The sequence below is a fragment of the Colwellia echini genome (genome assembly GCF_002843355.2).
GTDB lineage: Bacteria > Pseudomonadota > Gammaproteobacteria > Enterobacterales > Alteromonadaceae > Colwellia > Colwellia echini.
In genome coordinates, this window is sequence record NZ_PJAI02000021.1 from 31,734 (window position 1) to 56,010 (window position 24,277).

General features: G+C 37.8%; 21 protein-coding genes and 1 tRNA gene. 16 read left to right on the top strand and 6 right to left on the bottom strand.

Annotated elements, in window-relative coordinates; all coding sequences use genetic code 11:
- Positions 1 to 50 precede the first annotated feature (50 nt).
- Both CWS31_RS14785 and CWS31_RS14790 read right to left on the bottom strand, forming a co-directional pair.
- A complete protein-coding gene (locus CWS31_RS14785; RefSeq protein WP_101344229.1) occupies positions 51 to 941 on the bottom strand; it encodes a response regulator transcription factor in 891 nt (296 codons plus the stop codon).
- A complete protein-coding gene (locus CWS31_RS14790; RefSeq protein WP_101344228.1) occupies positions 931 to 4,299 on the bottom strand; it encodes an ATP-binding protein in 3,369 nt (1,122 codons plus the stop codon). Before CWS31_RS14790 ends, CWS31_RS14785 begins: the two co-directional genes overlap by 11 nt.
- A gap of 432 nt (positions 4,300 to 4,731) precedes the next feature.
- Between CWS31_RS14790 and CWS31_RS14795 the strand changes: the two genes are divergently transcribed.
- The 14 genes from CWS31_RS14795 (at position 4,732) to CWS31_RS14860 (ending at position 17,906) form a co-directional block, all read left to right on the top strand.
- On the top strand, positions 4,732 to 5,853 hold the full coding sequence (locus CWS31_RS14795) for a porin family protein (RefSeq protein ID WP_101344227.1): 1,122 nt from the start codon (positions 4,732 to 4,734) through the stop codon (positions 5,851 to 5,853).
- A 135-nt stretch (positions 5,854 to 5,988) separates the two neighbouring features.
- Positions 5,989 to 7,272: an urea ABC transporter substrate-binding protein gene (urtA, locus tag CWS31_RS14800; RefSeq protein WP_101344226.1), complete on the top strand. Its 1,284-nt coding sequence runs from the start codon at positions 5,989 to 5,991 to the stop codon at positions 7,270 to 7,272.
- 266 nt (positions 7,273 to 7,538) lie between these two features.
- Positions 7,539 to 9,239 (top strand): urea ABC transporter permease subunit UrtB, encoded by a 1,701-nt coding sequence (gene urtB, locus CWS31_RS14805; RefSeq protein ID WP_101344225.1) that lies wholly within the window; start codon positions 7,539 to 7,541, stop codon positions 9,237 to 9,239.
- A 38-nt stretch (positions 9,240 to 9,277) separates the two neighbouring features.
- Positions 9,278 to 10,435 (top strand): urea ABC transporter permease subunit UrtC, encoded by a 1,158-nt coding sequence (gene urtC / locus CWS31_RS14810; protein WP_101344254.1) that lies wholly within the window; start codon positions 9,278 to 9,280, stop codon positions 10,433 to 10,435.
- Positions 10,435 to 11,274, top strand: a complete 840-nt coding sequence (urtD, locus tag CWS31_RS14815) for an urea ABC transporter ATP-binding protein UrtD (protein WP_101344224.1) — start codon at positions 10,435 to 10,437, stop codon at positions 11,272 to 11,274. The genes urtC and urtD overlap by 1 nt, the downstream gene beginning before the upstream one ends.
- Positions 11,274 to 11,969 carry an urea ABC transporter ATP-binding subunit UrtE gene (urtE, locus tag CWS31_RS14820; protein ID WP_101344223.1) on the top strand — a complete coding sequence of 232 codons (696 nt, stop codon included), beginning with the start codon at positions 11,274 to 11,276 and terminating at the stop codon, positions 11,967 to 11,969. The genes urtD and urtE overlap by 1 nt, the downstream gene beginning before the upstream one ends.
- Before the next feature lie 178 nt (positions 11,970 to 12,147).
- A complete protein-coding gene (locus tag CWS31_RS14825) occupies positions 12,148 to 13,095 on the top strand; it encodes an urease accessory protein UreD (RefSeq protein ID WP_101344222.1) in 948 nt (315 codons plus the stop codon).
- A 32-nt stretch (positions 13,096 to 13,127) separates the two neighbouring features.
- Positions 13,128 to 13,430: an urease subunit gamma gene (locus CWS31_RS14830; protein WP_101344221.1), complete on the top strand. Its 303-nt coding sequence runs from the start codon at positions 13,128 to 13,130 to the stop codon at positions 13,428 to 13,430.
- Between the two features lie 130 nt (positions 13,431 to 13,560).
- Positions 13,561 to 13,899: an urease subunit beta gene (locus tag CWS31_RS14835; RefSeq protein WP_101344220.1), complete on the top strand. Its 339-nt coding sequence runs from the start codon at positions 13,561 to 13,563 to the stop codon at positions 13,897 to 13,899.
- A gap of 1 nt (position 13,900) precedes the next feature.
- Entirely contained in the window at positions 13,901 to 15,604 is a 1,704-nt protein-coding gene (ureC, locus tag CWS31_RS14840; protein ID WP_101344219.1) for an urease subunit alpha, read from the top strand.
- Positions 15,605 to 15,773: 169 nt separating this feature from the next.
- The gene (locus CWS31_RS14845; protein WP_101344218.1) at positions 15,774 to 16,256 is read left to right on the top strand and encodes an urease accessory protein UreE; all 483 of its coding nucleotides are present in this window, start codon (positions 15,774 to 15,776) and stop codon (positions 16,254 to 16,256) included.
- Complete coding sequence (locus CWS31_RS14850) at positions 16,246 to 16,968, top strand: urease accessory protein UreF (RefSeq protein ID WP_246143550.1); 723 nt, start codon at positions 16,246 to 16,248, stop codon at positions 16,966 to 16,968. Before CWS31_RS14845 ends, CWS31_RS14850 begins: the two co-directional genes overlap by 11 nt.
- A 50-nt stretch (positions 16,969 to 17,018) precedes the next feature.
- Complete coding sequence (gene ureG, locus CWS31_RS14855; RefSeq protein ID WP_101344216.1) at positions 17,019 to 17,630, top strand: urease accessory protein UreG; 612 nt, start codon at positions 17,019 to 17,021, stop codon at positions 17,628 to 17,630.
- A gap of 87 nt (positions 17,631 to 17,717) precedes the next feature.
- Positions 17,718 to 17,906, top strand: a complete 189-nt coding sequence (locus CWS31_RS14860; protein WP_101344215.1) for a hypothetical protein — start codon at positions 17,718 to 17,720, stop codon at positions 17,904 to 17,906.
- A 79-nt stretch (positions 17,907 to 17,985) separates the two neighbouring features.
- Here the strand turns inward: CWS31_RS14860 and CWS31_RS14865 are convergent.
- A tRNA-Arg gene (locus CWS31_RS14865) sits at positions 17,986 to 18,062 on the bottom strand.
- Positions 18,063 to 18,334: 272 nt separating this feature from the next.
- Between CWS31_RS14865 and bamJ the strand changes: the two genes are divergently transcribed.
- Positions 18,335 to 18,808 carry a BamJ family beta-barrel-assembly machinery protein gene (gene bamJ, locus CWS31_RS14870; RefSeq protein WP_101344214.1) on the top strand — a complete coding sequence of 158 codons (474 nt, stop codon included), beginning with the start codon at positions 18,335 to 18,337 and terminating at the stop codon, positions 18,806 to 18,808.
- Between the two features lie 140 nt (positions 18,809 to 18,948).
- Here the strand turns inward: bamJ and cydB are convergent, their stop codons facing one another.
- The 3 genes from cydB to CWS31_RS14885 form a co-directional block, all read right to left on the bottom strand.
- Complete coding sequence (gene cydB, locus CWS31_RS14875; protein WP_211355843.1) at positions 18,949 to 19,947, bottom strand: cytochrome d ubiquinol oxidase subunit II; 999 nt, start codon at positions 19,945 to 19,947, stop codon at positions 18,949 to 18,951.
- The gene (locus CWS31_RS14880; RefSeq protein ID WP_101344212.1) at positions 19,940 to 21,310 is read right to left on the bottom strand and encodes a cytochrome ubiquinol oxidase subunit I; all 1,371 of its coding nucleotides are present in this window, start codon (positions 21,308 to 21,310) and stop codon (positions 19,940 to 19,942) included. Before CWS31_RS14880 ends, cydB begins: the two co-directional genes overlap by 8 nt.
- Positions 21,311 to 21,385: 75 nt before the next feature.
- Complete coding sequence (locus CWS31_RS14885) at positions 21,386 to 21,931, bottom strand: GbsR/MarR family transcriptional regulator (protein WP_101344211.1); 546 nt, start codon at positions 21,929 to 21,931, stop codon at positions 21,386 to 21,388.
- 717 nt (positions 21,932 to 22,648) lie between these two features.
- Between CWS31_RS14885 and CWS31_RS14890 the strand changes: the two genes are divergently transcribed.
- Positions 22,649 to 24,268 carry a methyl-accepting chemotaxis protein gene (locus CWS31_RS14890; protein WP_101344210.1) on the top strand — a complete coding sequence of 540 codons (1,620 nt, stop codon included), beginning with the start codon at positions 22,649 to 22,651 and terminating at the stop codon, positions 24,266 to 24,268.
- Positions 24,269 to 24,277 lie beyond the last annotated feature (9 nt).

The window sequence follows — 24,277 nt, forward strand, 5'->3', positions numbered from 1 at the left end:
AACTTAGCTCAGTACTAGGGCTTTTTTATTCGAATCGTGTTCAGAGTATTTTATTCTGTTTCTAAAATTCTAATTGAAATAGCCGCTGCAGAAGTACGGTTTTCAACGCCAAGTTTTTTATAAATTTGTTCAAGGTGTTTATTTACTGTTCTTGGGCTCATGGTTAATATTTGTGATATTTCCCAACTTGTTTTACCGTAAGACACCCAGTAAAGCACTTCTGATTCGCGTTTTGTTACGGGTAAAGCTTGCTGTAAATCACTAGGCGATTTATCTTGCTTAGTTTTTACTATACTTAATAAATGCATATCTTCTTGTTGGCGCTCGTAGTAAATAGTAACGGTTTCACTAAACAATTTTATTACTAAGTTTTGTTGGTGCTCATTAGATAACCATTGTTCAATTACTTCTGCAAGTGTTGCCCAAGGACTCGTATCCTTGGTTGATATTTGATCTATAAATTCATGAACATAAGGGGTGGCCCAAGATAACCGACCTTGCTTATTCACACAAAAAACATTTTTACCTGCATGATCCAAGGCATTTTGTGCGCTTAATGCTTGCTTTGCTGTTTGCACATGTCTTTTAATTCGAGCGATAACTTCATCTGGCGATATCGGTTTAGTCACGTAATCAACGCCGCCAGCTTCAAAGCCTTTTACTACATCTTCAATATCAGTTAGCCCAGTCATAAAAATAATAGGTGTATTAGGCAATAATACTTTCAGTCGCTTACAGGTTTCAAAACCATCCATTTCAGGCATTACCGCATCTAATAAAATTACATCCGGTTCAACTTTGTCAATAATAGCTAAAGCCTGCAGCCCGTTTAAGGCTACTAAAGCAGTAAAACCCTGGGTATTTAAAGCGACATTCAACATACCTAATGATTCTGGTGAGTCATCAACTACCAATACAACATCGCTAATTTTATTCTTCATGGTTTAACTCATTTAAATACTGAATAATGGCAGGGAAATTACACAACTCAAGGTACTCAGTTAATTGAGAATCTATTTCGGCAGGTAAATAATAGTGTTCTTTTAGCTCACAAAACTTATCTTTAAAACCAGATAAATAACCAATTTCAGCCAAGGCCATTAAGGCTTCGAATTCGCCAGCTTTTGCTAACGGCTTACTCGCATTGTTTAATTGTTTTAATTTACTATTTCGTTGAATATTTTGATATTGCCAGTTTAATTCAAGCAAACCACCAATTTTCCCTAATAAGGTATCAAAGTTTAACGGTTTAGCAATGTAATCGTTATGATAACCTTCAGCTTGCAGATTAAATTCGGCATCACGAGCATTAGCTGAAACCATAATAACCGGCATTAAATATAACTTTTCTCGTAATAATTGTACCATTTGCCAACCATCCATTTTTGGCATACGCACATCAAGCAAAATAAGATCTATATCGTTATCTTCAAGTATTACAAATCCTTGCTCAGCATCCGCGGCACTAAATAGGGTGAAACCAAGTGGAGATAATAAATCGTGCATCAAGTGGCGTTGATTTTCGTCATCATCTATTATTAATATATTTTGCTTATTACCATCATAACCAATAGCTTTAGTTTTGGCGTATTCTGGTTGGCTTTGCTCACGATGAACAGACAGTAACATTAAGCGAAATTTAAATATAGAGCCTTGACCTAAGGTACTTGATAGAGTTATTTCTCCGCCCATTAATTCAGCTAAAGAGCGTGAAATAGTGAGCCCTAAACCAGTACCGCCAATTGCTTGGGTATGAGTATTTCTTATTTGCTCGAATGGTTTGAAAATAAGCTCTTGGTTTTCTAACGAAATACCTGTACCTGTATCGCTAATGCTAAAATGGGCGACTTGACTGCGGTAATTCATCTCAAAGGTAATAGAGCCTTTTTCAGTATATTTAATGGCGTTAGAAATTAAGTTAATTAATATTTGTCGTAAACGCTGTTTATCGCAGGCAACGTATTCGGGCACCGAGCCCTTGGCTACATAGTGAAATTTAAGGCCTTTCTGGTTAGCTTGCATTTGAAACATATCAACGAGTTGCTGTAATACTGCTTTGAAATTAAATTCATCGCGTTGTAAAGTGACTCGACCAGCTTCAATTTTAGATATTTCCAACAAACCTTCAATTAAATCGGCTAAATGTTCACCATTTCGTTTTACTATACCTAATCGCTCTCGTTGTTGTGTTGGCAACTCTTGATCTTGACTTAGTAATTGTGCATAACCTAATAACACGTTTAGTGGGGTTCGCAGTTCGTGACTTAAGCCAGCAAGATAACGACTTTTGGCGTTATTGGCAGCTTCGGCAATTTCTTTGGCTTCTTTTAACGCCAGAGCTGTTTTTTCATGAGCCGTAAATTCATCTTCAAGAGCTCTCGTTTGCGAACGTAACTCACGCATTGCCAGCACATTACTACTTCGGGCTAGGGTAAATAGCCAACTGACTACACCAATAATAATGACCAATACAAAAAATATTTTAATTAAGGTATTTGCAAAAACCGCTCGGATCACATGGTTCTCCATGGGTAATTGAATATAGATAAGAAAAATTATACTGGCACCAATTAAGCTAAGGCCAAGGGTTAATGCGATAAAGTGCATTAAGGGTGTGGAGAATTTTCGTAAAGTCGTTTCACTAAAAAAGGTTTTGAAAAAGTCATATGACTGTTTTGATAAAGTGGCTTTAGTTCGACATTGATCGCCACAGCGTACATCTAAACTACAACATAAAGAGCAAATAGCTTTGCCATAAGCAGGGCAGAAGGTCATATCTTCTTTATCGAAACTATTCTCACAAATATGACATTGCGTTATTTTAGTTATTTCAGCTCTGTTCTCATCGATTAAGTAATATTTTCCTTTTGTTAACCAACCTATTAATGGCACGGTAATAAAAGGTAAACCGCAAGCAATAAAGGATGCTAGGGCTTTAACGGTTTCACCATACCAACCAAAATGAGCCGTAAAACCGACAACTGAAGCAATAAACATTGAGCCGACACCAACGGGGTTAATATCGTATAAATGCGAACGTTTAAACTCAATATGTTTAGGGCTAATACCTAAAGGTTTATTAATGATTAAATCAGCGACAACTGAGCTGAGCCAAGCTAAAACCAGCACTGAATAAACCGACAACATACTTTCAATGGTTTGATAAATGCCTAATTCCATCAATAGTAAGGCGATGGCAACATTAAACACCATCCATACCACACGACCAGGATGATTATGTGTTACTCGAGAGAAAAAATTAGACCAAGCTAATGAGCCAGCATAAGCGTTGGCAACATTAATTTTTAGTTGCGATACAACTACGAATGTACAAGCAACTATTACGACTATATCTGAGTTCTCAAATACGTAACTAAAGGCCATTTGGTACATATGCGCGGGATCATCAGCTAAGTCAGCGGAAATCCCTTGTTGTAAAGCAAGATAAGCTAAAAAGGAGCCGAGTAATAATTTTAATGCCCCAAATATTATCCAGCCTGGGCCTGCAGCAATAAGCGCCGCCCACCAACGCCATGCTTTTTTTTGAGGTTTTTCGGGCAGAAAGCGTAAAAAGTCAACTTGCTCGCCAATTTGCGCAACTAAGCAAAGTAATACAGCCGATGCAGCGCCAAACAATAAAATATTAAATGAGCCGCCACTTACTCCGGCATCACCGTTAAAGTCTACCCAACCTTGTAACTGAGTGCTTTCATGAGTAAACACGAAATAAAGCGGTAAGCATTGCAAGAAAATCCATAAGGGCTGGGTCCACACCTGAAAACGACTGATGTAGGCAATACCATGAGTCACTAAAGGAATAACAACAACAGCACTTACGATATAACCAATACTGAGCGGTAAACCGAATAGTATTTTTAAAGCCATCGACATAATGGCCGCTTCGAGTGCAAAAAATATAAAGGTAAAGGAAGCATAAATGAGTGATGCTATGGTTGATCCTATATAGCCAAACCCTGCGCCTCGGCTGAGTAAATCTATATCAACCCCATACTTTGCTGCGTAGTAACTGATAGGTAAGCCGGTAATAAACACAACAACTATTATCGCTAAAATCGCCCATACAGAGTTGGTGAAACCATAGTTAAGCGTTATAGCGCCGCCAATTGCTTCTAATACTAAGAAAGACACAATGCCCAATGCGGTTGCGGCAATTCTGCTCAGTGACCAATGTCTGGCGCGTCTTGCGGTAAAGCGTAGGGCAAAATCTTCCATCATCTCGTTTGCAACAAGCTTATTGTAGATTCTTCTTTTGGGTAATATTTTTTGATTAGCTTGCATAGAAAGTAATTTTACTTCGAAGAAAAGGTAGTTTGGGCTTAGTAACTTGAATTGATTAAAAAATAACTTCGACTCGTTAGCAACTTGATTCGTTAGTAAGTTTATTAGTTGTTTAAATCAATCATAGTCGACTTTCAATCTACAGCAGTAATACGAATATGTACAAGGGCAATTTATATATTAAGGTGAATTGGCTACGCCCCTTAAATTTATAATTTTTACAGCTAATATCACTTCGCGCCGTATTTTACAGGAAAATTGATAAACTTATATGCGTACTTTTACGTAGTCCGTTGCGCGCTTTTGCGAATACCGAACCTTGACAGCAATCGACATAATAGACCCAGTTCTAAATAGTCCCTTGTGTGTCGAGTTATCAATTAAAAAGGTAACCAAGCGCAATTTAAACAACTTAAACAACGGAAGCGCAATATGAAATTATTTACCAAATTAACGCCAATAGCCGCCACCTTACTACTTTCATTTGGCAGTATTTCAACAGCCAATGCTGGTGCAAAGTTAGTCATCAGTGACGATTCATACATTAATGTTGGCGCAGGTATTCGTACCTCGTTTACCGCCCAAGAAGACGCTTCACCAAACGGTGAAAGCTATAGCAGTGACTTTGCTTTAAACAACAGCCGAATTTATATTTCAGGCCAGTTAATGGAAGACTTTAAGTTTACTTTTAACACGGAAGAAATTTGGGGCGAGTACGGTGTTTTAGACGCAGTTATCCAATATGAACCATCAAAAGAGTTTAATGTTTGGGTGGGGCGTATGTTAACTCCTGGCGATCGTATTGAAATGAATGGACCATTCTATTCATTAACATGGAACCAATACACAGTACCTTTATACCCATCAGACGCTGGCGCTAATAACGAAGCGGGTGCTTACGGCCGTGATGAAGGTGTAACGGTTTGGGGTACTTTAGGTAAATTTCAATATGCGGTTGGTGCTTTTGATGGCTATAACGGCGCATCAAATGCAGATGACAGTTTATTATATGCCGGTCGTTTGGCTTACAGCTTTTTAGGTATGGAAAATAACCCTGCTTATTACACTAGCTCAACTTACTACGGCAAAGCCGGCGATATTTTCACTGTTGGCTTATCATTTCAAACCCAAGCTGAAGCTTACGGTACTGTAGGTGATGCTAGTACTTTTACTGGTGTGGCTTTAGATGTTTTATCTGAAACAGTACTTGATGGTGGCAGTGTTATTACCGTTGAAGCTGAATATAAAACCTTTGACTGTGATTGTGCAACCGGTGATTTACCACTATTTGATGGTGATTCTTACTTTATTACTGGCGCTTATATGTTCGCTAACAAAGTAGGCATGGGGCTTGTACAACCTTACTTACGCTTCACTAGTAATGAACCTACTGATGGTGAATCAAGTGACTTATCTGAAATAGGTGTTAACTATGTTATTGACGGTCATAACCTGCTTGTGAACGCCAACATAACTAATGGAGATGCAAACGCTTCAGGACAACAAGGTCCGGATAATACAACCTTTACCCTTGGCTTCCAATTCCAAATTTAACTTAGTTTAACTAATCAATACTCATTTAGTCAGGGCTTACTTAGGGGGCAACTAAATAAGCCCTGACTAAGGGGTAAATTGTTTATCACTTTATATTCAAAATAGATGTTCACCATTAAAAAACAGGATTAACACATGAAATTTAAAAAATTAATAATCGCAAGTTCAATAATCGCCAGTAGCTTAGTTGCTCAAATGGCGGTAGCTGCAGACACTATTAAAGTCGGTGTTTTACATTCATTATCAGGCACTATGGCTATTTCTGAAACCACATTAAAAGATACTGTTTTAATGATGATTGAACAGCAAAATAAAGCTGGTGGGTTGTTAGGTAAAAAATTAGAAGCGGTTGTAGTTGACCCTGCGTCAAACTGGCCATTATTTGCGGAAAAAACACGTGAACTTTTAGCCAAAGAAAAAGTAGATGTTATTTTTGGTTGTTGGACTTCAGTTTCTCGTAAATCTGCATTGCCAGTACTTGAAGAATTGAACGGCTTATTATTCTACCCAGTTCAATATGAAGGTGAAGAATCTTCTAAAAACGTATTCTACACAGGTGCTGCGCCAAACCAACAAGCGATTCCTGCGGTTGATTATTTAATGGATGAAATGGGCGCTACCCGTTGGGTTTTAGCGGGGACTGATTATGTTTACCCACGTACTACCAATAAAATCTTAGAATCGTATTTAAAATCTAAAGGTGTTAAAGACGAAGATATCATGATCAACTATACGCCATTTGGTCATTCTGATTGGCAGGGTATTGTTTCAAGTATTAAAAAGTTTGGCTCAGAAGGTAAGAAAACAGCAGTTGTTTCAACTATCAATGGTGATGCCAATATTCCTTTCTATAAAGAGTTAGGTAACCAAGGTATTTCTGCTGAAGATATTCCTGTAGTTGCTTTCTCAGTTGGTGAAGAAGAGCTTTCTGGTTTTGATGCTAAACCTCTTGTTGGTCACTTAGCGGCTTGGAACTACTTCCAAAGTGTTGAATCTGACGAAAATGAAGCGTTTATTGAAGCGTGGCAGTCATATATTGGTGATGAAAAACGTGTAACCAATGATCCAATGGAAGCGACTTACATTGGCTTTAAAATGTGGGCAAAAGCGGTTGAAAAAGCGGGTACAACTAAAGTTAGTGCAGTTGAACAAGCAATGATTGGTATTGCGGTGCCTAACCTAACTGGTGGTATTGCGGTTATGAACGCTAATCATCATTTATCTAAACCAGTACTTATTGGTGAAATTCAAGATGATGGTCAATTTGAAGTGGTTTCAGAAACTCCAGGTACCGTTATTGGTGATGCATGGTCTGACTACTTACCAAGTTCACAAAACTTAATCTCAGATTGGACAGCGCCAGTTAACTGCGGCAACTTTGACGTGAAAACTGCAAAGTGTTCTGGTCAAAAATTCTAAAATAAAGTAGCTCAGTTAACTCCACTAAATATATTCAATAGAGTCTATTCAACAAAGTTAACTGAGCTTTATTAATAACATCAAACCTAAAACAGCATTTTATTCGCCATATACTCAAAGCACTTTTTAGCCTTACCTAGTAAAACAAAGAGTAAAGAGTGCTTTGAGTATAGGTTTAAGAAACGAAAAAATTGCCAGGTTTAATAGAGTACTGAGTCTTTGATGATAAAGCCTTGTCTGTTTTTTAAATTAAGAAGGAATACGCAATGAAGCGAATATTCTCTGTATTACTTAGTTATATAACGCTGAGTTGTATAATCTCTTTGCAAGCTCTTGCTAGCCCAGAAGATGTTGCTCCAAGTACAACGCCAAGCGCCATTCAAGCTTCCGTTGAGGTTGCTACTACACAAGCCAATTCTGCATTATCAAAATTAGTGCAACAACTGCCTGGCACCAAACTTAAAAAAATGCCACAAATGGTTGAAAAATTAGCTAATACACGTAATAAAAAAACACGTGATATTTTGCAATTCTTGATGGATGGCGATCTTTATTATCTCAAAGCAGAGAAAACCGTTGTTCGTGCTATCAGCATAGAAAATGGCCGTTATGCACTAACCAATGCGTTAAGTGATGAAATATTAGCGCCAGTTAAAAAATCTAAATTAAGAAAAGTTAAAACTAATAACCAATTACGTGGCGATATTCGCAGCTATATTGCCAAAATAGATTTAACCGATGAAGATAAAAATGTACGTATGGATGCGGTTAAGCAATTACTCGATAACCCATCAAAATCAGGCCTTTTAGCGGTACAAGAATTAGTAACGCAAGAGCAAGACAAAGATGTGCGTGAGTTAATGAACACTACATTATTGCTGAATCAATTAAAAACCGGTGATCATGCGCAGAAAATGGCTGCGATAACTCAGCTTCAAGATACCCTTGAACCAGCGGTAAATAATACCATGGTGAAAATGTTAGCTGCATTACCTGAAAAGAATAAAACGCCTGCTCAAAAAGCCTTAGCGAAAAGCTTAACCAAAGTAATTAATGCCATTGACGATAAACGTAACTTTTTCGGCGTTGTTGAAAACATCTTCTTTGGTTTAAGTTTAGGCTCTGTATTACTACTTGCGGCTATTGGCTTAGCTATTACCTTTGGTGTTATGGGCGTAATCAATATGGCTCATGGTGAAATGATGATGTTAGGTGCTTATACCACTTACGTTATTCAATTAGCTTTCCCACACTTAATTGAATATTCATTATTGATGGCCGTTCCTGCTGCCTTTTTAGTGTCAGGTTTCGTTGGTATTATTATCGAACGTGGTGTTATTCGTTATTTAAAAGGTCGCCCATTAGAAACGTTATTAGCAACCTTTGGTATTTCTTTAATTCTTCAACAATTAGTAAGAACCATTTTCTCGCCACTTAACCGTCAAGTACAAGCGCCAGAATGGATGACAGGATCTTGGGTAATAAACCCAGTTTTCTCATTAACTTACAATCGTTTATATATCATTATCTTTTCATTAATGGTGTTCTTTACTTTATTACTTATTTTGAAAAAATCAGCATTAGGCTTACATGTGAGAGCAGTATCGCAAAACCGTGATATGGCACGTGCATTAAGTATTAAAAGTGATTGGGTAGATGCCATTACCTTTGGCCTAGGCTCAGGCATTGCGGGTGTTGCGGGCGTTGTTTTAAGTCAGTTAACCAACGTAGGTCCAAACTTAGGGCAGGCTTATATTATTGACTCGTTCTTAGTTGTTGTATTTGGTGGTGTGGGTAATTTATGGGGAACCTTAGTTGCGGCTATGTCATTAGGTTCAATTAACAAGTTCTTAGAGCCAGCAGTGGGCTCAGTATTAGCCAATATTATTGTGCTAGTTGGTTTAGTGTTGTTTATTCAAAAACGACCTAAAGGATTGTTTCCTCAAAAAGGGAGAGCGGCAGACTAATGACTACTTCAACCACACTTGCTACTGAGAACTTTTCAATGCAAAAAATGTTTAAAACATTAAGCCACTTACATGTCGTTGTAGGTACATTATTCATCGCAACACTTTACGTCACTATCTGTAATTTGTTTTTCGCTGAAGGTTCATTTCTTCACGTAAGTAATTATACCGTAAGCTTATTCGGTAAGTATTTATGTTACGCCTTATTGGCATTAGCGGTTGACCTTGTTTGGGGATATTGCGGCATATTAAGTTTAGGTCATGGCGCATTTTTCACTCTAGGCGGTTATGCCATGGGCATGTATTTGATGCGTCAAATTGGCGACCGAGGAGTATATGGTAACCCAGACTTACCTGATTTTATGGTATTTCTAAGTTGGACCGAACTACCTTGGTTCTGGGCAGGTTCAAGCAGTATTGTTTGGATGATTGCCATGGTGTTTATTGGCCCTGGTTTACTTGCTTATGTATTTGGTTCAATGGCATTTAGATCACGTGTTAGTGGTGTTTACTTGTCAATTATGACCCAAGCAATGACCTACGCACTAATGCTAGCGTTTTTCCGAAACGAAATGGGCTTTGGTGGTAACAACGGTTTAACTGACTTTAAAGAAATTGCTGGTTTTTCATTACAAGAGCCAAGCACCAAGTTGGGCTTATTTATTATTACCGCGGTAGCGTTAGCGATAGGTTACTGGATAAGTAACTACATCGTTAACTCTAAAATGGGTCGTGTGGTTACCGCAACTCGTGATGCTGAAAGCCGTGTACGCTTTGTAGGTTACAAGCCTGAGCATTACAAAGTATGGATATTTGTGGTGTCAGCCATGTTAGCTGGTGTTGCCGGCGCGTTATATGTACCGCAAGTAGGTATTATTAACCCGGGTGAATTCTCGCCGCTAAACTCAATAGAGATGGTTATTTGGGTAGCTATTGGTGGTCGCTGTACCTTATATGGTGCGATTATCGGCGCAATTGTGGTGAGTTATGCAAAAACACGTTTTACCGCGATTATGCCTGAAGCATGGTTATTCGCACTCGGTGGTTTATTCGTACTGGTTACCTTGTTATTACCTAAAGGTATTGCCGGATTTTTACCGAACCTTTTTGATAAAATGTCTATGTTCAAAAGTGACGTGCCAAAAGAATTAGAAGTTAAAGATAAAAAAGAAGCAACAACAGCGGAGGTTAAGTAATGATTGTAGATAAATCAGGTAGTCCACTAACCGCTACAGAAAATATTAAGCCAGACACGCGTCACGGTGTTATTTTATACGTAGAAGATGTCAGCGTAAGCTTTGACGGTTTTAAAGCCTTAAACGATTTAAATTTATATATTAATGACGGTGAATTACGTTGTTTAATTGGCGCAAATGGTGCCGGTAAAACAACCTTAATGGATGTTATTACCGGTAAAACTCGCCCTGACAAAGGTAAAGTAAACTTTGGTCAACAGATTGATTTACTCAAACTTGATGAGTCAGAAATTGCTAAAGCAGGTATCGGTCGTAAATTTCAAAAACCAACGGTATTTGAAGCATTAAGCGTGTTTGAAAATATTGAATTAAGTTTAGCAGGCGATAAAGGAATCTTAACTTCGTTATTTCATAAATTATCAGGGGAACAACGCGATCGTATCGGTGAAATTCTGCAAACCATTGGTTTAATGAAAGAAGCTTATTATCCAGCAGGGCGTTTATCGCATGGTCAAAAACAATGGTTAGAAATTGGTATGTTACTCGCCGCTGAACCACGTGTTTTGTTAGTTGATGAGCCTGTTGCAGGTATGACAGGGCAAGAGACTGAACGAACAGCTGAGCTATTAACCTCACTAGCAGGCAAGCATTCTGTAATAGTGGTTGAGCATGACATGGCATTTGTTCGCTCAATTGCGAGAAAGGTCACGGTATTGCATCAAGGCTCAGTATTAGCCGAAGGCTCTATGTCAGAAATACAAGCAAACCCAGAGGTTATTAAAGTTTACCTCGGAGAAGATGGCGGCTCAGCAGAAAAGACAGTAGGAGCACAAGCATAATGATTGAATTAACCTCAGTAGATCAAAAATACGGTGGCACACAAATTTTATGGGACTTAGATCTTAAAATTAAAAAAGGCTCTCGTACCTGTATTATGGGGCGCAACGGGGTAGGTAAAACTACCTTACTGCAAGTGATTATGGGCATGCTACCTATTAGCGCAGGTAACCTTGTTATTAACGATAAAGATATGGCGAAAGAGTCAGTGGAGTCACGTCCTGTGATTGGTGTAGGTTACGTACCACAAGGTCGTCACATTTTTCCATTGTTAACAGTTGAAGAAAATTTAAAAGTTAGCCTTAACTGTAAGCGTCAAAAAAGCAAAACTATTCCAGAGCATATTTATGAGTTATTTCCTGTACTCAAAGAAATGCTGCATAGACGAGGTGGTGATTTATCGGGCGGACAACAGCAGCAACTAGCTATTGCTCGTGCTTTAGTTTTAAATCCAAATATCTTAATTTTAGATGAGCCCAATGAGGGGATTCAGCCAAATATTGTGCAACTTATTCGTGATGTTTTATTAAAATTAAATAAAGAGCACGGTATGACCATAGTCTTAGTAGAGCAAAAATTACCTTTTGCCCGCGCGGTTGGCGAAGAGTTTGTGTTAATGGAAAAAGGCCACGTTATCGCAACAGGACCTATGCCAGAATTAACTGACGAGTTAGTAGGTAAGTATTTAGCTGTATAACTATTTTATTAACGATTATACACTTAGCTACTTAACAAGTTAGCTAAGTGTATAAGGACTAACCAAGTCGCAGTCTAATGAAGTAATGCTCTATACTTTCAAGAGGTTTTAATCATAAAATAGAAAACGCCTGAAAGTACATTGAATACTTTGCCTAAATTAAGTACCTAAAATAACAATGACAATAGATACAGTAACTGAACATGCAAAGCCTGTAGTAAACGATTTAATTACAACGGCTAGCGCACCGAAAAATGCACCGAGAAATTCATGGCTTGCTAATTTATCACTCGAATTTAGTTTAACGCCAAGTGGTACTCAGCTTACTCGTACCAAGCGTAATGGTCCTTTATCCGTTCAAAAAGCGTTTTATCCCGAAGGGCGAGACTGCGCGCATATCTATTTATTGCATCCGCCTGCGGGCATTGTTTCAGGTGACGAACTTCGACTTAATATTCAAGTGAATGAACAAGCGCATAGTTTAGTTACAACCCCCGGTGCTAATCGCTTTTATCGTGCCCGTGAAGACTTAACTATTGGTGATTCAAAGCAAATTCAACATTGTGAACTACTTCTTGCAAAGCAGGCAAAGTGTGAAAATTTTCCTTTAGAAACCATTGTTTATGAAGGCGCTGATGGTTTTAATACAGTTGATGTGTATTTACAACCTGATAGCGCTTATTTGGGATGGGATATTACTTGTCTAGGTTTACCTAGCTCCGATCAATATTTTAATAAGGGTAGTTACACTCAATTAAATCGTGTTTATTGTGCAGATACGTTAATTTATCACGATAGAATCGCGATTAAACCGGAGAATAATATTCATCAACACATTGCAGGTTTAAACAACCATAGTGTGTTTGCCACCTTTATGGCTTATGCACCTACAGGGCAACCTAGTGAAATTGAACATAAAGCTCTGGTTGAGCAATTACGTGAATGTATGCTTGAGGCTGGCGCAGAACACAAAATTAGCATTAGCCAAATACGTCAGCTATTAGTAATACGATATTTAGGACAACATGCAGAAGAGTGTAAATCGCTCTTTATCCTGTTATGGCAAAAGATAAGACCGTTATACCTCAATAAAGCCGCTAATATTCCGCGTGTTTGGCATACTTAAGTTAACAACAATATAAAACAGCAGAGAAACTTATGGATTTATTACCAAGAGAAAAAGACAAGTTATTGCTCTTCACCGCCGCATTATTAGCTGAAAGACGCTTAAAGCGTGGCGTTAAATTAAATTACCCTGAAGCCATGGCGTATATTTCTATGGAAATTATTGAAGGTGCCCGTGATGGCAAAACCGTTGCCGAAATGATGGACTATGGCCGTACGTTATTAACGCGTGACCAAGTGATGGATGGTGTTGCCGAGCTTATTCATGATGTACAAGTTGAAGCAACATTTCTTGACGGTACTAAGCTTGTGACGGTTCATAACCCGATTATTTAGTGATTCTCGCGTCAAGAAGCGAATATATCGAAAGAATAACCCGGAGCAAGATCAGAGGTATGATCAGAGTTATGCTCCCAATTAAGTTATCAATAAAGTACTTAAATATTTCAACGTAAGAGAAGCCATTATGATCCCAGGTGAAATAAAAACAGACAGTGGTGACCGCGAGTTAAACGCCGGTCGTGAGCAGATAAAAATTACCGTTGCTAATTCAGGCGATCGCCCTATTCAGGTGGGCTCACATTATCATTTTTATGAAGTGAACAGCGCACTTATGTTCGACCGTGAAAAAACTCGTGGTTATCGTTTAGATATCACCTCAAGTACCGCTGTACGATTTGAACCCGGCCAAGAACGCGAAGTGACTTTAATCGCTTATCGCGGCAAGCGTCGTGTATTTGGTTTTAGAGCGGATATTCAAGGAGATCTGGACGCTACAGATTCTGTATCAGAGGGAGAAAAATAACATGGCGACTATTGATAAACATTCCTACGCGCATATGTTCGGGCCTACAACGGGAGACCGTGTTCGCTTGGCCGATACCGATTTATGGATTGAAGTAGAGAAAGACTTTACCGAATACGGAGAGGAGGTGACTTTTGGTGGCGGTAAAGTTATTCGCGATGGCATGGGGCAAAGCCAGGCATCTTGTGCAGACACAGTTGATCTAGTGATAACCAATGCCTTGATCCTTGATCATTGGGGCATAGTCAAAGCTGATGTTGGCGTAAAAGATGGTCGTATTGCCATTATCGGCAAAGCGGGTAATCCAGATATCCAAGACAATATTGATATTGAAATTGGCCCTGGTACAGAAGTAATTGCCGGCGAAGGTCAAATATTAACGGCAGGCGGCATTGATGCGCACATTCATTTTATTTGTCCACAACAGGTTGAAGAAGCCTTAATGTCAGGTGTTACCACCATGATTGGTGGCGGTACAGGCCCTGCAACGGGTACTAAAGCCACCACCTGTACACCGGGCCCTTGGTATATTCATAAAATGTTGCAAGCCACCAACGACTTTCCAATGAACTTTGGCTTTTTAGGTAAAGGTAATGCGAGTTTACCTATTGCCCTTGAAGAGCAAATTGAAGCGGGTGTTTGTGGTTTAAAATTACATGAAGATTGGGGCACAACCCCTGCAGCTATTGATAACTGTTTGTCAGTTGCAGAGCGTTATGATGTGCAAATAGCTATTCATACCGACACGTTAAATGAATCTGGTTTTTTAGAAGATACACTAGGCGCATTTAAAGGTCGCACAATTCATACTTACCATACAGAAGGGGCTGGTGGCGGGCATTCGCCTGATATTATTAAAGCCTGTGGCGAGCCTAATGTACTGCCTTCTTCAACTAACCCAACAAGGCCTTATACTGTAAATACCATAGATGAACATTTAGATATGTTGATGGTTTGTCATCATTTAAATCCGTCTATTCCTGAAGATATTGCTTTTGCAGACTCTCGTATTCGGAAAGAAAGTATTGCTGCAGAAGATATTATGCATGATCTAGGCGCTATCAGTATGATTTCTTCTGACTCACAAGCCATGGGGCGTGTGGGAGAAATGATCACCCGTACTTGGCAAACCGCACATAAAATGAAACAGCAACGAGGGCCTTTAGCGCCAGATACCGAGCGAAATGATAACTTCCGTGCTAAGCGTTATATTGCTAAATACACCATTAATCCAGCAATTAGTCATGGTGTTAGCCATGAAGTTGGCTCTATCGAAATAGGTAAATTAGCTGATTTAGTGTTATGGAAACCGGCATTTTTTGGTATTAAACCGGCGACAATTTTAAAATCAGGTATGATTGCTGCCGCGCCAATGGGCGATGCCAATGCGTCTATTCCAACACCGCAACCGGTATATTTTCGTAAAATGTTTGGTGCTCACGGTAGTGCTGCGGCGCAAACATCAATGACTTTTATGTCTCAAGCTTCAATTGATGCAGGCGTGCCCGAAAAAATAGGCATGACACGTATGGTTGGTGTTTGTAAAAACACGCGAAATATTGGTAAAGACGATATGATTCATAACAATTGGCAGCCTAAAATTGAAGTGGATGCACAAACCTATGAAGTACGTGCAAATGGCGAGTTATTAACGTGTGAGCCAGCAACGTCATTGCCGCTTGCACAATTATACTGTCTGTTTTAATTGTTCTTCATAGAATACTTTTATGCGGCATTGTCTTCGTTTTTTATGTCTGTCACATATAACAATATGCTCCTGATATAAAAAGCTCGACGGCTTTGCCTAAAAGCATTCTATTTTGAACAAAGCGTTAGCATTAATCATTTGATATTAAAGATAATTAGGAAATTACATGTTACAAGCATACGAGCGTTTCGATCATACTCACAGTGAAATAGCTGACTCAATCACCTTAGATCAAGACACCCGAAAAAAAGCGCGTATTAAAGGTATTACTGATGCGGGTTTAGATATCGGTATATTTATGGAACGTGGCCACCCTTTATTAGTCGGTGAAGTGTTAAAAACAGAATGTGGATTGTTTATTGAAATTAAAGGCGCGAATGAGCCAGTCGCTACATGTACAGCAACTGATTGGCTAACCTTTTGTAAAGTGTGTTATCACTTAGGTAATCGTCATACCTCATTACAAATTGGTGAGCTATGGGTACGTTTTAAACCTGATTATGTATTAGAAGAGTTGGCTGAAAAGTACGGCTTAACGGTAGATCATACGCCGACTATTTTTGAACCTGAAAATGGTGCTTATGCAAAAGGTAGTGGCGGTCATGCTCATAGCCACGGTGATGGTCACGGACATTCTCATGATCACTAAAGAGTCTGAAGCTCACTTGTTCAAGCCACAAGCTGATCCTATTCAGTTAAATCGCTTGTTACAACTGTGTAGTGCAAATTTGCCAGTGGGTGGTTTTTCATTTTCTCAAGGGTTAGAGTATGCAGTTGAAATGGGCTGGTTAACCTCAGCTGAAACAACAGCCAGTTGGATTAATATCAACTTAGAAGAGTCCATTGCCCAAACGGATTTAGCGATTTTAAAGCGATTATTTATCGCATTAAACAATAATGATTTAGATGGTTTTAGTTATTGGAATACACATTTAATTGCGTGTCGAGAAAGTCATGAATTATTACTGGCTGATTTAGCCATGGGGAAAGCGCTAATTCGGTTAATTAAACAGCTTGATAGTATTGATATAACACCCTACCAAACAATAATAGATTTAAAAGAAATTAGTTTTGTTAGCGCTTTTGCATTATGTGCTTATGTTTTTAAGCTTGATCTCACTTCAGCACAAAGTGGTTACTGTTGGACATACATAGACAACCAAGTTGCGGCGGCAACAAAACTAGTTCCACTTGGACAAACGCAAGCACAAAATTTATTGTTTGAATTAACAGAAAACATTCAAAAAATTATTGAAAAATCGAACGACATTATTGATGACGATATAGGCACCAGCTTACCGCATTTAGCGATGGCAAGTGCGTGGCATGAAACACAATATTCACGCCTATTTCGTTCGTAATATTTACCTTAAAAACATAACTTATTTAAAAGACATTAAGAGAATATAAAATGAAAAAACAAGTTTTACGCATTGGCGTTGGCGGCCCAGTTGGCTCAGGAAAAACCGCATTATTACGTGAGTTATGTTTAGCGCTGCGTGATAAATATAATATGGCCGTGGTGACTAATGATATTTATACCCGTGAAGATGCTGAATTTTTAACAAAAAATGATGCACTTTCAGCAGACCGAATTATGGGCGTTGAAACTGGCGGTTGTCCGCATACGGCTATTCGTGAAGACGCTTCAATGAACCTAGCGGCTATTGACGAACTACAAGCATTGCACCCTAATTTAGATTTTGTTTTAATTGAAAGTGGCGGTGACAACTTAAGCGCAACGTTCAGCCCTGAGCTATCAGACTTAACCATTTATGTTATTGATGTTTCAGCAGGTGATAAAATTCCACGTAAAGGTGGCCCTGGTATTACCAAGTCAGACTTATTGATTATTAATAAGATAGATGTAGCAGATTTAGTCGGCGCTTCATTAGAAGTAATGGACAGAGACACCAAGAAAATGCGCGGCGATAAAGAATTTATTTTCTCGAATATGAAAACTAAACAAGGTTTAGCCGAGATTATCGAATTTATTGAAAGAGAAGGCATGCTGACAATTTAATGTTAAGCAGATTAATTTTAGCAGATTAAAGAATTAACTTATTTACAGAACACATATTTAAAAATTAGATCAATTTAAGGAATTAACATGAAATTTATAACCATTTTTATTAGCTTTTTAAGCCTATTCACCAGCCAAGCATTTGCCCATACCGATCATGCATTAGGCGAGGGATCTTTACATACTTTTTATCACGTTACTTTTTGGGCTGTTTTTGCGCTTGTGGTATATAAAGCTTATACATACTTTAAAAAGAAGAAATCTGAAAAAAGCTAATATTTTGAAAAATATATAAATCATCAGCACTAAGGGCTTTAAGTCTTTAGTGTTTTTTTATATTTGTTGTGAGGGATAATGGCGTCCTCGGCGGGATTCGAACCCACGACATCACCCTTAGGAGGGGTGCACTCTATCCAGCTGAGTTACGAAGACTTTAGGAATATAATTGCAATGATTATACAAAAAAAAATTAATAAAGTTAAATAAAATAAGTTAGTTATAAATATATTTAAAGTCTTAAGCAATAATGTGCTTTATGAGAATATTTAGATGGCATGTATTGTAAAATTTATGCTGAAAAGATAGCACCAACATTTGAAGTTTAATTTACTCTCCCTGAGGAGATTTATTTTATTGAGCTAGTAAAAAGTTAACTAATTAAGTAGCATGCCCTTTTACCTAAAACACTGAATAAGAGTGATGAAATGAATAAATTTATATTATTAGCGATTGTTATTGGCATTGTTGTTTTTTTTCTTATGCGACAAAGTAGTAATAAAGCTGCGGCAGAAGTTAATGTAAAATTAGGACAGGAATTTTTAGCTAAAAATAAAAGTGAAGAGGGCGTTATTGAAACGGCTTCAGGTTTGCAATACAAAGTATTAACGCAAGGTACCGGTACTGAACATCCGAATGCATTTTCTAAAGTGAAGGTTCATTATCATGGTACTTTACTTGATGGTACTATTTTTGATAGTTCAGTTGATAGAGGTGAGGCAATCAGTTTTGGTTTAAATCAAGTGATCAAAGGCTGGACCGAAGGTGTTCAGTTGATGGTTGTAGGTGAAAAAACACGTTTCTATATTCCGTCAAACTTAGCTTACGGTGACAGGCCGGCAGGAAAAATTGATGCTGGTGCAACGCTTATTTTTGATGTTGAGTTGCTTGAAATAAACTAGCATGTCGCTTTAATTTTCGTTTCGGTAAATATGCGTAATAGTCGTGAATATGAAAAGTAATTAAAAGCCCGTTTTAGGTTAACTAAACGGGCTTTTTTCGTTTATCAGCTTACGATATTGCATTTAATTAATACTACGTGCTAATGATAAGTAAGTTCTCGAACCTTACCCCAAAATACGCGGTAAGAGAATACGGTATAACTAATGATCACAGGCACAACTATAATTGCTCCCCATAAAATAAAACTTAATGATTCAGGGGCAGAGGCTGATTCCCAAATAGTTAATTTTCCTGGCACAATATAAGGGAAAAAGCTAAAGGCAAAGCCAAAGAAACAAAACATAAAAATAACAACGGCATTTACAAAAGGTTGCCAGCAACCTTTATCATTCTTCGCCGGTAATTTTCTCAAATGTATTTGCGTATAGGTAAATAAAGCAAAGCACATAATTGGCAACGGCAATAAGTACAATGTTGTAGGCCAAGCAAACCATTTAGCATAAACATCAGGGTTAATTAATGGGTTAACAGCAGATACCGCAATGACACCGATAAAACAAATAACGCCTGTTTTCTTCGCCCATTGAACGGCTTGAATTTGTAATGAACCTTCAGTTTTCATTATCAGCCAACAAGCGCCAATGTAAGCATACGCCGCAGCAACACCTAAAGCACTAAGAAGGCTAAATCCATAAGCAGCTGGAGTGCTTTCAAAACCCATAACATACATACCTAGCATATAACCTTGACTCATTGCGGCAAGTAATGAACCGCCTTTAAATACTTTATTCCAAGTATCTTTATGAGTAAATGCTGCTTTAGCTCTAAAATCAAAAGCGATACCGCGTAAAATTAAACTAATTAATAAAACTGCGGTGGGTAAATAGAGCTCTTTAAATATATAACTATGAGCAAAAGGAAACGCAATTAATAGTAAACCTACGGCTAAAACTAACCATGTTTCATTGGCATCCCAAAAAGGACCAATTGAAGCTATCATGGTATCACTATCATCTTTTTGTGTTAAAGGAAGTAAAATTCCTACGCCTAAATCATAACCGTCTAAAATGGCATATAACAAAATTGCAAAACCCATTAATGATACAAAAATTACCGCTAAGGTATTAGCTTCAAACATGATCTCTATCCTTTGTTATATTATTAATCACAGCATCTACTTTTCCGTCGTTGGTAATTTCTTCAATTTCAACCGCACGGTTTGCCATGGTATATAAAGTATGTAAATAAGCCGCCATTATTACTACATATAACGTTAGATAAAGGCTAAGTGACAGTGCTACATTACCAGGTGCAATATCGGTTGCGGCATCTTTAACGGTTAAAATACCTGTTACTAACCAAGGCTGTCTTCCTATTTCTGTGACATACCAACCTGCTAATGTAGCTATCCAGCCAGAAAAACTCATCGCGACTAAGCCTTTTAAAAACCAAGTAGGTAGTGGTTTATCTCGCCAAAGATATATTCGTCCTAGCCATGAAAAAAATAGCATTAGCATACCAACGCCAACCATAATTCTAAATGCGAAGAATACGGGTGCTACAGGCGGGTGATTTCCTTCAAACTCATTTAAACCCTTTATTTCTCCATCAAGACTGTGCGTTAAAATTAGGCTTGCCATATTCGGTACTGCAATCTCAAAGTGATTAGTTTTTTCTTTTTCATCAGGAATGGCAAAGAGTAGTAACGGGACGGATTTTTCGGTATGCCAAATACCTTCCATTGCGGCTATTTTTTGTGGTTGATGCTCTAAGGTATTTAAACCATGTTTATCACCAATAAATATTTGTAATGGCGTTAATACCATTGCCACAGTTAGAGCTATTTTTAAGGTTAGTTTTGGGGCACGCTTATCATCACCTTTAAGGAGTCGATAAGCACTCACTCCTGCAATTAAAAATGCAGCAGTTAAACCTGAAGCAACAACCATATGCGATAAACGATAAGGAAATGATGGATTAAATATAATTGCGATCCAATCTACTGGAAAAGCAACTCCATCGCGCATTTCATGTCCTTGCGGGGTTTGCATCCAAGAGTTAAGCGCAAGGATCCAAAAAGCAGATAAGCTGGTTCCTACGGCAACAATTAAGGTAGCAAGTGTATGTACTTTAGCGGAAACCCTTTTCATACCAAACAGCATAATACCGAGAAAACCAGCTTCTAGAAAAAAGGCGGTTAATACTTCATAGCCTAGTAATGGGCCGGCGATATTACCCACAGTTTCCATAAATTTAGGCCAGTTAGTGCCAAACTGAAAAGACATGGTAATGCCGGTAACAACACCAATTGCAAAGGTTATGGCAAATATCTTTACCCAAAACCGATAAGCTCGCATCCAAACTTGCTCACCTGTTTGATCAAACCGTAATTTGAAAAAGAATAAAAACCAACTCAAGGCGATAGTAATGGTTGGAAATAGAATATGAAAACTTATATTGGCGGCAAACTGCATGCGAGATAGCATCAGTGTTTCAAACATAATAGACTCCGTTTATTAACTCCTCAGGTAGCTTCTGAAGGTTAAGCTGTATGTTGTAAATATTTGTTGATCTGATCATTTTTTATTAATCAATTTATCTTTAAAATCTATAACTTTACTTACCCCAACGCCTAATTTCATTAATGAGTTTAGTTTATTCGGGCTCATTGTTTGTAATTCACTGGCCCAGTTTGTTACGGTTTCAAGTAAATCATGAATTTCATGCATTTGGCTTTGGGCATATTCCTCTTGTTGATTGGCGGGCTTATCGAGGAGGTTATCACGTAAAAGTGACAGTGTTGGGTCAACTTCTCGCTTACGTCGCTCTTCAAAAACACGAGTAGCCATTTCCCAAATGGTGCCTGCTGGTGAATAATATTCTTTACGATCTTTAGGTTTATGCTGAACTTTTACCAATCGCCATGATTGCAGTTCTTTAATGCCCATACTGACATTTCCACGAGATATATTAAGCGCTTCTGAAATGTCGATAGCACTTAACGGCTCTTGGTTAATAATTAATAAGCCATACATTTGGCCAACGGTGCGATTAAAGCCCCAACGGCTGCCCATTTCACCACAGTGCATGACAAAGGATTCTATTTTTGAAGTTAACATCATTTTTAATGTTCGAAGTTTCAGTAATTTCTGAAAGTTTAAACTTATATTGATATAGATCAAGATTTAATTGATTTTATTTTAGGCAGCGTTTAAATATATTTAGGAAAATAACATTTAAGATAAGCGTATTTGGGTATTAGTTAGGATGAGGAAGTACATCTTTTTATGTGTTTTAAGTATGTAATAATTAAGCTATTAACGCTAAAACAAGTAAGTGCTAAATATCCACTAAGTCACAATAAACTACGGGTGAAAACCATCGTCAAGTAACTTAGCTGCAACATGAAAAGAGTTCTCTAGTAACTATTGTTCGGTGATAAAACGCTTTTTCCATGTGGATAATTTTATGAAGTTTTATATTAAATAATAGTGGAGTGTGCTGCTTTGAATTCTAGCAAATCAAACTAATTAAACTAATTAAACTATGCGTATCTCGTTAATCAATATAAATAACTTTTTTACTTAAGCTTTATCGTATCTTGCCGATATATATAAAGAAATATATTTTTTAACACTTATCTTTTAGATTTTTGTAATAAACAGCTTTTTATAGTTTATTTTTAGCTTTTATTGAGTCTTAAACCTACACTTGGGAAGTGGTTAAATCAAATTTACAAATAAAGTAACTAAAATGTTAAATTTAAAATAGAGTCTATAATCAATTATATAATGCTCTTTAGTTACAAAAATCTAACTTCATAACGGAAGCTTTTTTATATGTCGTCATTTAATGCGCTATCTATACGATTTAAAATATTACTCATTCCCATCGTAGGCTCTGTCGGATTCGCCATCTATCTGTTTACTAGTTTATTAACTATGTCGCAGATTGTTAAAGATCTCGATCGTGCTTATGCCGTTGAATATCAATATTTACAAACCTCTGCTTTTGGTTTAGTTCAGTTAGATAAAATTAAAGAAACATTAGGTAATGCGGCGACTATGGGGGAAGCCGACTTATTGGTTACTTCCGATGGTTATGCTGAAGCGTTTCGAAATAAGTTAATTGAGTCTTACAATATCGATAAAGAAAATGTGTCATTTTTAAAACAATTATTAAGCGATTTTGATACTTATTATATGCATGCATCTGGCCTGTCGAAAGAGATGGTTGACGGCAGTATTGATTTTGCAACGCTAGGTGCGCGTAGTGAGCAAATGGCAACAGAACTTAATGAAGTGCAGCGTAAATTAAATGACTTTCAGAGTGAAAAAGACAAGGGGTTTAATAATGCATTTGAGTCGGTTAGAGATAAAGTTCAGTCAACTTCAACTGTCGGTATTATTATTGGATTGATAACCATTTTGTTATTGTTCGCTGTTGCTGTACCTATCGCAATTTCAATTTGCAATAGCTTACGAAATGTCATTTCTTCTTTAAAAAATATCGCACAAGATAATGGCGATTTAACTGTTAGATTAACTACTAATTATAAAGATGAGATAGGTGACCTTGTTTTCTGGTTCAATAGTTTTATTGAAAAATTACAAGGTGTAATTAAAGATGTTGTTAACACCGCTATGCCGCTAGCTAAAACAGCCAATAAAATTCAAACTTTATCGGAACACACCATTGATTCATTTAAGCGACAAAGCGACAGTGTGGCTTTGTCGAGAGATTCGGTTGATGAAATGAGTCAACGTGTTGCTGACATTACCAGTAATGCAGCGGATGCGGTTTCTTCGGCGAGAAACGCGAACAACGAAGCGCGCAACGGTAAAGAAGTGGTTGATAAAACGGTTGCTGAAATACGCCAGTTAGCTGATGTAGTTACTGAGTCATCTGAAATAATTAATCAACTACAAGACGATACTAATAAAGTAAACGTAGTATTGGAAGTTATACGTGGTATTGCCGATCAAACTAATTTACTCGCTCTAAACGCTGCTATTGAAGCTGCCCGTGCTGGTGAGCAAGGTCGAGGATTCGCGGTCGTTGCCGACGAGGTAAGAAATCTAGCTTCAAGAACGCAAGAATCTACCCAAGAAATTAATAACATATTAGCACAATTACAGAGCGCTTCGAGTAAGGCTGTTTCAACTATGGAAAGTTCTAAGGCTGGTGTTGAATCAAGTGTTGAGAGTGCTAACCAAGCAGGAGCAAGCCTATTGGAAATAGCTTCTGCTATTGAAGTGATTTCACAAATGAACGACGCCATTGCTACTTCAACCGAGCAGCAAACTGAGGTGTCAGGAATTATGGTTAATCATGTTGAAGATATTCAACGCTGTGCCGATGAAGCATCTAACGCTTCAACTGAAATTGCTGAAACAAGCAATGAGTTAACCGAATTAGCCTCAAAATTAGAAGCAATAGCATTACAGTTCAAAGTATAACTTTATTTT